This is a genomic window from Streptomyces mexicanus (genome assembly GCF_902506575.1).
In the GTDB taxonomy this organism is placed as follows: domain Bacteria; phylum Actinomycetota; class Actinomycetes; order Streptomycetales; family Streptomycetaceae; genus Streptomyces; species Streptomyces mexicanus.
This window is the reverse complement of the sequence record NZ_LR732544.1, coordinates 3,112,235-3,125,366: the sequence shown is the minus strand read 5'-3', so window position 1 is coordinate 3,125,366 and position 13,132 is coordinate 3,112,235. Positions and strand designations below refer to the sequence as shown.

The following is a 13,132-nucleotide window of genomic DNA, read 5'->3' as shown; positions in this document are numbered from 1 at the left end:
CGTTTCCTCCCCCTTCGCACCCTTTTCGTCCCCTTTTCCGGCGGTGCCGGGAACTCCCCTCCCGTCCCGGGAGTCGGTCAGCAAGGGACAATTGTGTGCGGGACGTGTACGCGATCACCGAGCAGGGCGATCACCGAACGGCGCGATCACCGAACGACGCGATCACCGAGCGGGGCGATCACCGAACGGGTGGAGTGGATGGAACGAACGACGACGAGTCCGCAGGCCGGCCCGGACGCGGCGGCGGCAGCCGTCTCGCACCGCGCCATGACCGTCTTCAGCCCGGCCGACGAGCAGCGCCGCCGTGGCGTGCGCCGGATGAAACTGACGGCGACCGCGCTGCTGCTGTTCGTGGCGGTGGTCTACGTCCTGGCCAAGGTGGCCCAGCACGCCGGCGCCGGCGCCTGGGCGGGTTATGTCGCCGCGGCCACCGAGGCCGGCATGGTCGGCGCCCTCGCCGACTGGTTCGCGGTCACCGCCCTCTTCCGCCACCCGCTGGGCCTGCCCATCCCGCACACCGCGATCATCCCCACCAAGAAGGATCAGCTGGGCGTCTCGCTGGGGGAGTTCGTCGGCGAGAACTTCCTCTCCGAGGACGTCGTACGCCAGCGGCTGCGCGCCGTCGGTATCGGCAGCCGGCTGGGGGCCTGGCTCGCCCGGCCGGAGCACGCCGACCGGGTGACCGCGGAGCTGGCCACGGCGCTGCGCGGCGCGTTGACCGTGCTGCGCGACTCGGACGTGCAGGCGGTGGTCGGGGAGGCGATCACGCGCCGGGCGGGCGCGCAGGAGATCGCGCCCGGTCTCGGCAAGATGCTGGAGAAGATCGTCGCCGACGGCGGTCACCGGCGCGTCGTCGACCTGGTGGTCTCCCGCGCGCACGACTGGCTGGTGCTGCACGGCGACTCGGTGATGGACGCCGTGCAGGGCGGGGCGCCGGGCTGGACGCCGAAGTTCGTGGACCGCAAGGTCGGCGAGCGCGTCTACAAGGAGCTGCTGCGCTTCGTCACCGAGATGCGGGACATGCCCAGCCACCCCGCGCGCGGCGCCCTGGACCGCTTCCTCACCGACTTCGCCTCCGACCTGCAGTCCGACGGCGACACCCGGGCCCGGGTCGAGCGCCTCAAGGGCGAGGTGCTGGGCCGCGGCGAGGTGCAGGACCTGATCGCCTCGGCCTGGACCGCCGTACGGTCCATGATCGTCGCGGCGGCGGAGGACGAGCGCAGCGAGCTGCGCCTGCGGGTCCGGGCCTCCCTGCTGTCCCTGGGCTCGCGGATGGCCGAGGACCCCAAGGCGCAGGGCAAGGTGGACCGCTGGGTGGAGGGCGCGGCGGTGTACGTGGTGACGACGTACCGCAAGGAGATCACCTCCCTGATCACCGACACGGTGGCGGGCTGGGACGCCGAGCACACCACCCGCAAGATCGAGGCGCACATCGGCCGGGACCTGCAGTTCATCCGCATCAACGGCACGGTGGTCGGCTCCCTGGCGGGGCTGCTGATCTACACGGTGACGCGGGTGCTGGGGGCGTAGGCGGCCTGCTGCGGTGCGTGACCGGGCCGTATCCCGGGCACCCGTCCTGGCGTTCCACTCGATGAGGAGGGAGCCCATGACCACCGCAGACGCGGCGACCGGCCGCACCGTGACCACCGACATCCCCGCCAGACTCGACCGCCTCCCGTGGTCGCGCTGGCACTGGACCATCGTCATCGGCCTGGGGACGGTGTGGATCCTGGACGGCCTGGAGGTCACGGTCGTCGGCAACATCGCGGGCCGGCTGTCCGAGCCCGGCAGCGGACTGGCGATCACCTCCTCCCAGGTGACGGGTGTGGCGGCGGCCCTCTATGTCGCTGGCGCGTGCAGTGGCGCGCTGTTCTGGGGGCGGCTGACCGACCGGTTCGGCCGCAGGAAACTGTTCATGATCACCTTGGCGGTGTATCTGGCGGCCACGGCCCTGACGGCCGTCTCGTTCCAGTCGTGGTGGTTCTTCCTCTTCCGCTTCCTGACCGGTTTCGGCATCGGCGGCGAGTACGCGGCCATCAACTCCGCGATCGATGAACTGATCCCCGCGGCCTATCGCGGCCGCGTCGACCTGATCATCAACGGCAGCTTCTGGCTGGGCGCGGTCGGCGGCTCGCTGCTGTCGATCCTCGCGCTGAACACCGACTTCCTCGCCGCCGACGTGGGCTGGCGGCTGACGTTCGCGCTCGGCGCCGTCCTCGCGCTGGTGATCCTGCTGGTGCGCCGGCACGTCCCGGAGAGCCCGCGCTGGCTGCTGATCCACGGCCGGGACGGCGAGGCGGAGGAGGTGGTGTCCGGGATCGAACGCCAGATCGAGTCGAAGCAGGACGGGCCGCTGCCCCCCGCCCACGGCGAGATCACCATCCACCAGCGCCGCACCGTCTCCTTCCTGGAGATCGGCCGCACCGTCTTCGCCGACTACCCCAAGCGGGCCACGCTCGGCTTCGCCCTCTTCATCGGCCAGGCGTTCCTCTACAACGCCATCACCTTCGGCTTCGGCGCCATCCTGACCAAGTTCTTCGACATCCCCGCCGACCACACCGGCTACTACTTCGCCGTCATCGCGGTCGGCAACTTCCTCGGCCCGCTGCTGCTGGGCAGGCTCTTCGACACCGTCGGCCGCCGGGTGATGATCTCCTCGACGTATCTGCTGTCGGGCCTGCTGCTGTTCGGCACGGCCTGGCTGTTCGGCCGCGGCTCGCTCAGCGCGACCACGCTGACGGCCTGCTGGTGCGTGGTGCTGTTCTTCGCCTCGGCGGGCGCCTCCAGCGCCTACCTGACCGTCTCCGAGATCTTCCCGATGGAGACCAGGGCGATGTCCATCGCCTTCTTCTACGCCCTCGGCACGGCGGCCGGCGGCATCAGCGGCCCGATGCTCTTCGCCGACCTCACCGGAACGGGCAAGGTCGGCGACACGGTGCTCGCCTTCTCCATCGGCGCCGCGCTGATGTGCGCGGCCGGCCTGGTCGCCGCCTTCCTCGCGGTCAAGGCCGAACGCCGCTCCCTGGAGGACATCGCCAAGCCGCTGACGGCGGTGACGAAGAAGGCAGGGCAGGCGTCGCCACCATCCCCGCCGTCACCGCCGCCCTCGTCGAGCCCGGCGTGAGGGGGGCGGCGGTCGGTGTCGCGGGGGTCGTCTGCTGCCGCATCGGTGGTCAAGCACCCGTCGGACGCCTGTCGGATGTCCGTCGGACGCTCGCCAGGTGCCTGCCAGGCGCCCGCAGACGCCCGTCAGGCACCCGCAGGCAGCCGTAGGCGCCCGTCAGGCACCCGCCAGTGCGCCCGTCAGACGCTCGTCAGGCGCCGCGGCGGTCGGCGACGGCCCAGGAGGCCAGGGCGACCGCGCCCGCGACCCCGAACACCGACGGCCAGGCGCCCACCTTCTTGGCCAGCGGATGCGATCCGGCGAACGCGGCGACGTACGCGGCGGTGAGCGCCCCGGCCGCCTTGCCGCCCGCCTGCTTCCGCCACTGCTGGGCGGCCGCGGCCCCGGCGACGGCCAGCACGGCCCCGCCCAGCTGCCGCTTCTTCGTCCAGCGCGCCACGCCGTACCCACCGACGAGCCCGCTCGCGGCGACCGCCGCCGTCGGAACCTTCGCCAGAACCTGCGCCATCACTGCCTCCCGGCTTCCGCAGAGTCGAACAGGCTGAGGCTAACGCGCACGTCCGACGGTCGAACGCGCACCCCACGGGCACTGCCTCACCCACCCGCGCACAATGAGACGTACATCACACCGGCTTGCCCGTGCGGGCCCGTCACACTTCGCCGCCCGGCTCCGTCGTACGGGTGCGAGGCCACAACGGCAGCGCGAACCGAACCGAAAAAACGCAAGCGGAACCGCAGACGACACCGCAGCCGCAGCCGCAGCCGAGGCCGCAGCCGAAGCCGCAGGCGCCACCACAAGCGGACGCGCAGGCGGGACCGCAGGCGACACCCGAACAGGAGCCCTCGATGGAACCGCGTCTCAACCTCTTCGGCAACGACCTCGCGAACCAGTTCCTGCGGCGCATCAACGCCGCCGGCAAGGTCCTGGCGGACTCGGGCCTGCCCGCCTCGACCCAGGAGCTGGTGAAGATCCGCGCCAGCCAGATCAACGGCTGCGGCTTCTGCACCGACATGCACACCAAGGACGCCGCGGCGGCAGGCGAGACGGCCGTGCGCCTGAACCTGATCGCCGCCTGGCGGGAGGCGAAGGTCTTCACCGAGGCGGAGCGCGCCGCGCTGGAGCTGGCCGAGGAGGGCACGCGCATCGCCGACGCCGCGGGCGGGGTCAGCGACGAGGTGTGGGAGAACGCCGCCAAGCACTACGACGAGGATCAGCTGGCCGCGCTGGTGAGCCTGATCGCCCTCATCAACGCCTACAACCGCCTCAACGTCCTCGTCCGGACCCCGGCCGGCGACTACCAGCCGGGGATGTTCTCCTGACCCCTGCTGTCCCGGCCGCTGCCGTCCCTGCCCCCCTGCCCGACCCGCGGCCCACCCCCTGCCGTCTCCGCCCCGCGTGGCCCGGCTCGCGAAGAGCCGGGCCACGGCCGTATCCGACACGGCCCGCCTGACCAGCGAACGAACGGCCCTTCTGGCCACCGGAACACACCCGAGGCGAAACCTGAGTCGGGGCTTGTCAAGTTTCATCCTTCGAGCTATATAAACAGTCGTAGGGCATCGCACAGAGCGCCTCATGAAAGGAGTGACCTGTGATGCTCATGCGCTCCGACCCGTTCCGTGAGCTCGACCGCCTCACGCAGCAGGTCTTCGGCCCGACCCGCCCCGGAGCGATGGGGATGGACGCCTACCGGTCGGGTGACGAGTTCGTCGTCCACTTCGACCTGCCCGGGGTCGACCCGGAGACCATCGACCTCGACGTCGAGCGCAACGTGCTGAACGTCCGCGCCGAGCGCACGTCCCCCGCCCCCGAGGGCGCGGAGATGATCGTCGCGGAACGCCCCACGGGCACCTTCACCCGCCAGCTGTTCCTCGGCGAGACACTGGACACCGAACGCATCGACGCCTCGTACGACGCCGGCGTCCTCACGCTGCGCATCCCGGTGGCCGAGCAGGCCAAGCCGCGCAAGATCCAGATCACCGGCGGCGGCGAACGCAAGCAGATCAGCAGCTGAACCACCGCCCCGACCGACCACTCCAGGAAGGCGTCCCGCGGTTCCGGTACCCCGCCGCGGGACGCGGCCATGCCCGAACGCACCCGGAGGAGGACCCGCACACATGACCGCGACGACGGTCCCCAGCGTCACGGTGCCGCGCGTGACCATGCCCAGCGTCACGATGCCCACGGCGCCGTCGGCGACGATGTCCGCCGCCCCGCTCCCGCACGGCGGGCCGGTCTTCGACCCGGCCGCGCCCCGCAGAGCGCGCGGCGACGGACGCGAGTGGAGGGACCTGACCGAGCGGGTGAAGCAAGCCGGCCAGTACCCGACGAGAGCGGAGGCCGAACGCGTCACCCGTATCGTCCTGTCGGCCCTCGGCGGCCACGTCACCGGCGACGAACGCGTGGACCTGGCCCACACCCTGCCCGAGGAGGCCGCCCGCGTGATCGCCTCCCAGATCCCGGTCACCCACCCCCTGACCGCCGCGGAGTTCGTCGAAGCGGTGGCCGCCCGCATCGAGGGCTCCACCCCGGCCACGGCCCGCTGGGACGTCAGCTCGGTCCTGAGCGTCCTGGCCGACACGATCGACACGGACCTGCTGACCCGCATCCTCGCCCAACTCCCCGCGGGCTACGCCCTCCTCTTCGGGCGCGCGGAACTGAGCCCCTGGCTAGCACCAGGAGCGCGCCCACCACTGCCAGGGCCGCCGATACCACGATGGCCACGTTCGCGCCCCGGGCCAGGCTGTCCGTCGAGGTGGCGAGGGCGATGGTCAGGGCGACGCCCGCGCAGGAGCCGATGTAGCGGAAGGTCTGCTGGGCGCCGGAGCCCATCGCCGCCCGCTCGGGCGGTACGGACTCCACCGCCACCAGCGGCAGGGCCGCGTTCAGCAGGCCGCTGCCGATGCCGCCCACCAGCAGACCCGGCAGCAGGCGCGGCCAGGAGCCGGCGCCGACCGCGCCCAGCATCGTCAGGACGCCGACCGTGTGCAGCGCGAAGCCCAGGGCCAGTTGGCGGCGGGCGCTCAGGCGGCCCGCCAGGTGCCGTGCCAGCAGGGCGACGGCGAAGCTCAGCCCGGACCAGAGCAGGAGCAGCCAGGCCGTGGCCATCGCGGACAGGTGCAGGGTCTGCTGGAGCAGCGCCGGCAGGAAGCTGAACAGGCCGATCACCGCCAGGCCCGTGAACAGGCCGCCCGCCGAGGACGCCAGGAAGGGCGGGTGGCGCAGCAGGGACAGGTCGATCATCGGGGTCGCGGTGCGGCGTTCCACCAGGGCGAACACCCCGACCAGGAGCACGGCCGCGAGCAGCAGCAGTCCCACCGGCGGGCGCAGCCAGCCGTCGCGGCCCAGCGTCACCGCCGCCACCAGGGCGACCAGGGCCATGCCGAAGGTCAGGGCACCCAGCACGTCGGGGCGGCCGCCCCGTGGGGCGCGCGACTCCGACAGGACGCGCGTCCCGAACGCGGCGACGACCAGGGCCGCCGCGCCGAGCGCCCCGTATGCCGACCGCCAGCTGGGCAGGGCGCCCGCGATCAGCGGGCCGACCGCGATGCCGCCGCTGACGAAGGCGCCCCACACACCGGTCGCGTGGAGCCGGCCGCGCGGGGTCGGGAAGGCGTGCACGAGCAGACCGAGGCTGCTGGCCAGCAGGGCCGCGCTCGCCGCGCCCTGGGCGATCCGGGCCAGCGTGAACTGCCAGGTGGAGGTGGTCAGCGCCCCCAGGACCGTGGTCAGGCCCAAGGCCAGCGTGCCGGCCAGGAAGACGCGGCGGCGGCCGTGGTCGTCGGCCAGGCTGCCGGCGACCAGCAGGAGGGCCGCCAGGCCCAGCGGGGTGCCGTTGAGCAGCCATGCCTGGGCCGATACGGAGGTGTGCAGGGCGGCCGCGGTGCCGGGGAGCGTGACCATCGGCGCGGTGTACGCCATCAGGGCCACGGCCGTGGCCGCGCTGGTCACGGCCAAGGTGGCGACGGGGCGCGGGGGTGCGTCCCGGGTGTGGGTCCTCTCGTGTTCCCGCCGGTTCCTCGCCTGCGGACTGCTTTCCTGCGGACTGCTTTCCTGCGGATTCCTTTCCCGTGGACCCGGCGCCAGCGCGGTGGCGGGCGGGTGGTCCGGGGCGGAGCCCGGGTGCGGGGCGGAGGCGGGATGCGGGGAGTCGAGTGCGGTCATGACCTGTCGACCTGTCCTTCGGTGGGAGGGGCGGCTGCCGTCTCCTTCGGCGGGAGACGACCGACCGCCGTCCCCGGGTCGGTGATTGAACTCTGGGACTCCGCTCACCGTAGCACCGTTGGTTCGATGACTGAACCGAAAGGCGGGAAAGTGGCTACAGTGGATGCCATGGCACTGGGCAAGGACTACGTGACGCAGGAGTGCTCGATCGCCCGCGCGCTGGAGGTCGTCGGCGAGCGGTGGACGCTGCTCGTCGTCCGCGACGCGCTCTACGGCATCCGGCGCTACAACGACTTCCTGGCCCACCTCGGCATCCCGCGCGCGGTCCTCGCCGCCCGGCTCCAGACGCTGACCGCGGAGGGGATCCTCGAAAAGCGGCGCTACCAGCAGTCGCCGCCCCGGGACGAGTACGTCGTCACCGACCGCGGGATCGCCCTGTGGCCCGCCCTGCGCGCCCTCGGGCTGTGGGGGCGCCAGCACTTCACCGACACCGCGCAGCTGCGCTTCTTCCGGCACGCCGACTGCGGCACCGAACTCGGGCCGTACGGCGAGTGCCCCGCCTGCGGAACCGTCGTGCCCGTCCAGGATGTCCTCATGGAGCCGGGACCCGGACTCGATCCGAACCCGGCGGATCCGGTCAGCCGGGCGCTGCTGAAGCCGAAGCGGCTCCTGGAGCCCCTGCAGATCGATCCCGTGGGTCAGGTATAACCGGTAAGAGTCAGATCAGCGGGAGGCAGCGAGTGAGGGGAGGGGCCGTCGTGATCCGTGAACGGGTCGTCGCGCGGCTCGCGCCCGTGCTGCTGCTCCTGCTGCTGATCGTGCAACTCGCGCTGCTCGACTCCGGCGGCCTCGCCGCCACCGTCGCCCTCGCCGCGACCGCCGCCGCCCAGGCCGCCCTCGTCACCTGCGCGCTGTTCGCCGCGCGCCACGCTCCCGCCGTCCCGCCCACCCGGGTGCGCACCGCCATCCGCGACCGGGCCCGGCGTACGGCCTTCCTGCCGCAGCGCGATCCCGACGCCCCCGGCCGGCGACGGCCCCGAGCGCCCGGACGCGCCCTTCCGGCGACCGTCGCCGCGTAGGGCACGCCACCGAACCCGGTCCACACCCCTCCGTCGCGTGCCCCGCGCGGGTCGGCTCGTCCTGCCGCCATGTCCTGACCCGCGCGCGTCTCCTCGCATGAGGACGTGTCGCGCCCTGCCGCAGACGAGACCCCCGGAGGGCTCATCCATGTCCGTCTTCTTCTCGGTCTTCGCACGCCTGGTCGAACACCTCGCCGACCTGCTCCAGCCGCTCTTCCACGCCTCCGCGGCCGCCGCCGCGATCGTCCTGTTCACCGCGCTCGTCCGCCTGCTGGTCCACCCGCTCTCCAGGGCCGCCGCCCGCGGGCAGAAGGCCCGGGCCGCGCTCCAGCCGCGGATCGCCGAGCTGCGCAGGAAGCACCGCAAGGAGCCCGAGCGGCTGCAGCAGGCGGTGCTCGCCCTGCACGCCGAGGAGAAGGTCTCCCCGCTCTCGGGCTGCCTGCCCAGCCTGCTGCAGATGCCGGCGTTCTTCCTGCTCTACCACCTCTTCTCCAGCACCACGATCGGCGGCGACCCCAACGGGCTGCTCGGCCACCGGCTGCTGGCGGCGCCGCTCGGCGGGCGGTGGGCCGACGCGCTGGCGCACGACGGGGTCTTCGGGGCGTCCGGGCTGGTCTACGTCGGACTGTTCGCGGTCGTGGCGGTGGTCGCCGGCTTCAACTACGTCCGCACCAGGCGGACCATGGCCGAGGGCGCGGCCACGGCGCTGACCGGGGGCGAGCAGCTTCCCGGACTCGGCGCCGTCGGCAAGGTCATGCCGTTCATGTCCTTCGCCACGCTCGTCACCGTGGCCGTGGTGCCGCTGGCCGCCGCGCTGTACGTGGTCACCAGCACGGCGTGGAGCGCGGTCGAACGGGCCGTCCTCTACCGCTGAGCGTGGCCGGGGCTACGGTCCAGTACGTGAACGGGGTCTTGCGGCGTGCACGGCGACCTTGGAGGATCGACCAGTCCTCCGACGGCTGCGTCCGCCGCACCGGATCGTGTCCATCGGCCGGGCTGCCCGCGATCGAGGGAGATGTGGATCATGAAGCTGCTGCGAGTCGGTACGGCGGGGGCGGAGCGGCCGGCGCTGCTCGACGCCGAAGGCACCCTGCGTGACCTGTCCGGCATCGTCCCGGAGATCGACGGCGCCCTGCTGGCCGACGACGCGGCGCTCGGCCGGATCCGGGCCGCCGCCGACGCCGGGGACCTGCCCGCGCTGGACGCGGACGGGCTGCGGATCGGTCCGCCGCTGGCCCGGATCGGCAAGATCGTGTGCATCGGGCTGAACTACCACGACCACGCCCGGGAGACCGGTGCCGAGCCGCCCGCCGAGCCGGTGATCTTCTTCAAGGCCCCGGACACCGTGGTCGGCCCCTACGACACCGTGCTCGTGCCGCGCGGCTCCACCAAGACCGACTGGGAGGTGGAGCTGGCGGTCGTCATCGGCCGTACCGCCCGCTACCTGGAGTCCCACGAGGACGCGCTCGCGCACGTCGCCGGGTACGCCGTCTCGCACGACGTCTCCGAGCGCGAGTTCCAGATCGAGCGGGGCGGCACCTGGGACAAGGGGAAGAACTGCGAGACGTTCAACCCGCTCGGCCCCTGGCTGGTGACCGCCGACGAGGTGCCCGACCCGCAGAACCTGCCGCTGAGGCTGTGGGTCAACGGGGAGCTGAAGCAGGACGGCACCACCGCCGAGCAGATCTTCCCCGTGGCCGAGGTCGTGCGCTACGTCAGCCGGTTCATGACCCTCTACCCGGGCGACGTCATCAACACCGGCACCCCGGCGGGCGTGGCCATGGGGCACCCCGAGCCGAAGCCGTACCTGCGCTCCGGTGACGTGGTCGAGCTGGAGGTCGGCGGACTCGGGCGGCAGCGGCAGCAGCTCAAGGACGCGTGAGCGCACCGCCGCGGGAGGGCGCGCAACCGCCGGGGCGGTGGTGGTGTCCGCCGCGCCGTCGCGGCCCGGGACGCCCACGCGGCGGAGCCGCATGCCGGCACCGCCGCGCCCTTCCTGCGCCGCCCGGGGAGCGGGTCCCCGGTCACCCGAGGACGGCGGCCAGCCTGCGCCATTCCTGCCTCGGCAGGGCGTCGCGGTCCTGGTCGTCCGTCACCACCTGGATCGCCACGTGGTCGGCGCCCGCCGCGTGGAACTCCTCGATGCGGTCGCGGATCCGGGACTCCTCGCCCCAGGCGAACACCGCGTCGACGAGCCGGTCGCTGCCGCCGTCCCGGACGTCGTCCTCGGTGAAGCCCAGGCGCAGGAAGTTGTCGGTGTAGTTCGGCAGCTCCAGGTACATCGCCAGGTAGTTCCGGGCGGTCGTACGGGCCCGGTCGGGGTCCTGCTCCAGGACCACCTTGAACTCCGGCGCCAGCAGCGGGCCCGCGCCCAGGATCTCCCGGGCCCGCGCGGTGTGCTCCGGCGTGACCAGGTACGGGATCGCGCCCGCCGCCCGGTCCCGGGACAGCTTCAGCATCTTCGGGCCGAGCGCGGCCAGCACCCGGCGCCCGGCGGGGACCCCGGCCGCGTCCAGGGCGTCCAGGTAGCCGACCATCGCCGAGTACGGGCGGCGGTACTGGTCGGCGAGCTTGGCGTGGCTCACGCCCAGACCCAGCACGAAACGGCCGGGGGGGGCCGCCTCCAGCTCGGCGTACCCGGCGGCGCTCGCCTCGGCGTCGAGCTGCCAGATGCTCTGGATGCTGGTGCCGACCCTGAGCCTCGACGTCGCCTCCAGCAGCGGGGCGGCGTTGCGCGGGGTGCTGTTGCCGCCGAGCCATACGGCGCCGTACCCCAGCTCCTCCAGCTCGGCGGCGGCCTCGGCGATCGCGCCGCGCTGCGCCGGGTCCTCCGAGCGCAGGCCGATGCTCCAGAGGCCGTACCGTCCGACCTGCTCCTTCAGTGGGGTTCCTGTGTCGCTCATCGGTTCCGTTCCCTCCGGGCGGGGTGGTGCACGTGATCACTTCCCGTACAGCCAACCCCAACCGGAGGGCGCGGGCCGGTAATTCCCCGGCGGGTCACCGGATCGGTCCGGTGAGCCCCCGGTCGGCCGCCGGTCGGGGGGCGGTCGGGCGTCGGCCGGCCGGCGGGCCAGGAACCTCTCCGGGCGCCTAGCGGTCCAGGAACTTCTCCAGGGCCTCCCCCACCAGCCGGTGGTCCTCCACCTGCGGCAGGCCCGAGACCGTGACCGCGCCGATCACGCCGACGTCCCGCACGGTGATCGGGAAGGAGCCGCCGTGGGCGGCGTAGGTGTCCGGGTCCAGCCGGGAGGACTCCTCGAAGGTCGTGCCCTTGGCGCGGAACCGGGCGCCCACCAGGTAGGAGGCGCAGCCGTAGCGCTCCACCACCCGGCGCTTGCGGGCGATCCAGGCGTCGTTGTCCGGGGTGGAGCCGGGCAGGGCCGCGTGGAAGAGCTGCTGGCCGGCGCGGTGGATGTCGACGGCGACCGGCGCCCGCCGCTCGCGCGCCAGCTCCACCAGCAAGGTGCCCAGCGCCCAGGCGTCGTCGTGGGTGAACCGGTCGAAGACCAGGCGGCGTTCCTGCTCCTGGAGTTCCTCGATGCCGGGGGCGGAATCCGGGGCCGGGGAGGACGCGGGCTGCCGGGTCACAGCGTCACCGCCACACCGTCGCGCGCCGAGCGGCGGGCCGCCTCCAGGACGTCCAGCGCGGCGGCCGCCTCCCGCGCGGTGACCGGGTTCGGGGCGCCCCCGCGCAGGGCGGCGGCCACGGCCGCGGAGTACGCCGGGTAGTCGCCCGGCAGGGTCGGGACGGGGCTGCCGCCGCCGGGCACCGGGGACTCACCGGCCCCCAGCCGGCCCCACAGGGACTCGTCCTCCGCGCCCCAGCCGTCCGGGCCCGGGCGCCGGCCCTCCCGCAGCGCGGCCTCCTGCGGGTCCAGGCCGTACTTGACGTAGCCGGCCCGCGAGCCGAGCACGCGAAAGCGCGGGCCGAGCTGGGCCGCCGTGGAGGAGACGTACAGGTGGGAGCGGACACCGTTCGCGTGCGTGAGCGCCAGGAAGGTGTCGTCGTCGGCCTCGGCGCCCGCCCGGCGGATCACCGACTCGGCGTACACCTGCGTGACGGGGCCGAACAGGACCAGGGCCTGGTCGACGACGTGGCTGCCCAGGTCGTAGAGCAGACCTCCGATCTCTGCGGGGTCGCCGGACTCCCGCCAGCCGCCCTTGGGCCGCGGCCGCCACCGCTCGAAGCGGGACTCGAACCGCCACACCTCGCCCAGCTCGCCGTCCGCGAGCAGCCGGCGCAGGGTCAGGAAGTCGTTGTCCCAGCGGCGGTTCTGGAAGACGGACAGCAGCAGCCCGCGCTCCTCGGCCAGGGCGGCGAGGCCGCGCGCCTCGGCGGCCGTGCCCGCGACCGGCTTGTCGACGACGACGGGCAGGCCGGCCTTCAGCGCGGCCGTGGCGAGGGGGACGTGGGTCTTGTTCGGGGAGGCGATGACGACCAGGCCCAGCTCGTCGGCGCGGGCGAACAGCTCGCCGGGGCCGGCGGCCGGGCGGCCGTCCGGGAACTCCGCGCGGGCCTGCGCCCGCCGTTCCTCGTTCGAGGTGACGACCGTGTCGAGGGCCAGGCCCTCGGTCGCGGCGATCAGCGGGGCGTGGAAGACGGAGCCGGCGAGGCCGTAGCCGACGAGGCCGACGCGGAGCGGAGTGTCGGGGGTGCCAGTGTGGGGGCCAGTCATGGCTCCCACTTTCGCAACGCTGTTGCCGAAGTGCAAGCGCGGGGGACAATGGGGGCGTGAGCAGCGGGAAGGGAACGGCGGGCGCCAGGGG

General features: G+C 73.3%; 13 protein-coding genes and 1 pseudogene. 9 read left to right on the top strand and 5 right to left on the bottom strand.

Features of this window, described 5'->3' with window-relative positions:
- Positions 1-198: 198 nt before the first annotated feature.
- Together GV126_RS13940 and GV126_RS13935 are read left to right on the top strand one after the other, a co-directional pair.
- Positions 199-1,530, top strand: coding sequence for a DUF445 domain-containing protein (locus tag GV126_RS13940; RefSeq protein ID WP_236569983.1), 1,332 nt, complete (start codon positions 199-201; stop codon positions 1,528-1,530).
- A gap of 76 nt (positions 1,531-1,606) precedes the next feature.
- Positions 1,607-3,124, top strand: a complete 1,518-nt coding sequence (locus GV126_RS13935) for an MFS transporter (protein ID WP_159666270.1) — start codon at positions 1,607-1,609, stop codon at positions 3,122-3,124.
- 190 nt (positions 3,125-3,314) lie between these two features.
- On the opposite strand, the gene GV126_RS13930 is transcribed toward GV126_RS13935, so the two are convergent.
- Entirely contained in the window at positions 3,315-3,620 is a 306-nt protein-coding gene (locus GV126_RS13930; RefSeq protein WP_028421899.1) for a hypothetical protein, read from the bottom strand.
- Positions 3,621-3,970: 350 nt separating this feature from the next.
- Between GV126_RS13930 and GV126_RS13925 the strand changes: the two genes are divergently transcribed.
- The 3 genes and pseudogenes from GV126_RS13925 to GV126_RS13915 all read left to right on the top strand — a co-directional run.
- Positions 3,971-4,444, top strand: a complete 474-nt coding sequence (locus GV126_RS13925; protein WP_159666267.1) for a carboxymuconolactone decarboxylase family protein — start codon at positions 3,971-3,973, stop codon at positions 4,442-4,444.
- Between the two features lie 272 nt (positions 4,445-4,716).
- Positions 4,717-5,136, top strand: coding sequence for an Hsp20/alpha crystallin family protein (locus GV126_RS13920; RefSeq protein WP_185946641.1), 420 nt, complete (start codon positions 4,717-4,719; stop codon positions 5,134-5,136).
- A 103-nt stretch (positions 5,137-5,239) separates the two neighbouring features.
- Positions 5,240-5,701: pseudogene (locus tag GV126_RS13915) on the top strand (DUF2267 domain-containing protein); the annotation flags it as partial.
- Here GV126_RS13915 and GV126_RS13910 read toward each other — a convergent pair.
- On the bottom strand, positions 5,673-7,043 hold the full coding sequence (locus GV126_RS13910) for an MFS transporter (RefSeq protein ID WP_438947877.1): 1,371 nt from the start codon (positions 7,041-7,043) through the stop codon (positions 5,673-5,675). The pseudogene GV126_RS13915 and the gene GV126_RS13910 overlap by 29 nt on opposite strands.
- 411 nt (positions 7,044-7,454) lie before the next feature.
- On the opposite strand from GV126_RS13910, the gene GV126_RS13905 reads away from it, so the two are divergent.
- The 4 genes from GV126_RS13905 (at position 7,455) to GV126_RS13890 (ending at position 10,247) form a co-directional block, all read left to right on the top strand.
- Positions 7,455-7,994, top strand: coding sequence for a winged helix-turn-helix transcriptional regulator (locus GV126_RS13905; protein ID WP_185946645.1), 540 nt, complete (start codon positions 7,455-7,457; stop codon positions 7,992-7,994).
- Positions 7,995-8,044: 50 nt separating this feature from the next.
- Positions 8,045-8,365 carry a DUF6412 domain-containing protein gene (locus GV126_RS13900; protein WP_185946646.1) on the top strand — a complete coding sequence of 107 codons (321 nt, stop codon included), beginning with the start codon at positions 8,045-8,047 and terminating at the stop codon, positions 8,363-8,365.
- 148 nt (positions 8,366-8,513) lie between these two features.
- The gene (locus tag GV126_RS13895) at positions 8,514-9,239 is read left to right on the top strand and encodes a YidC/Oxa1 family membrane protein insertase (protein ID WP_159666258.1); all 726 of its coding nucleotides are present in this window, start codon (positions 8,514-8,516) and stop codon (positions 9,237-9,239) included.
- Between the two features lie 150 nt (positions 9,240-9,389).
- Positions 9,390-10,247 (top strand): fumarylacetoacetate hydrolase family protein, encoded by an 858-nt coding sequence (locus tag GV126_RS13890; protein ID WP_159666255.1) that lies wholly within the window; start codon positions 9,390-9,392, stop codon positions 10,245-10,247.
- A 142-nt stretch (positions 10,248-10,389) separates the two neighbouring features.
- Here GV126_RS13890 and GV126_RS13885 read toward each other — a convergent pair whose 3' ends face one another.
- The 3 genes from GV126_RS13885 to GV126_RS13875 form a co-directional block, all read right to left on the bottom strand.
- Entirely contained in the window at positions 10,390-11,268 is an 879-nt protein-coding gene (locus GV126_RS13885; RefSeq protein WP_159666252.1) for an LLM class F420-dependent oxidoreductase, read from the bottom strand.
- A gap of 187 nt (positions 11,269-11,455) precedes the next feature.
- Complete coding sequence (locus tag GV126_RS13880) at positions 11,456-11,953, bottom strand: heme-degrading domain-containing protein (protein ID WP_159666249.1); 498 nt, start codon at positions 11,951-11,953, stop codon at positions 11,456-11,458.
- Complete coding sequence (locus GV126_RS13875; RefSeq protein WP_159666246.1) at positions 11,950-13,041, bottom strand: Gfo/Idh/MocA family oxidoreductase; 1,092 nt, start codon at positions 13,039-13,041, stop codon at positions 11,950-11,952. The genes GV126_RS13880 and GV126_RS13875 overlap by 4 nt, the downstream gene beginning before the upstream one ends.
- Positions 13,042-13,132: the final 91 nt, after the last annotated feature.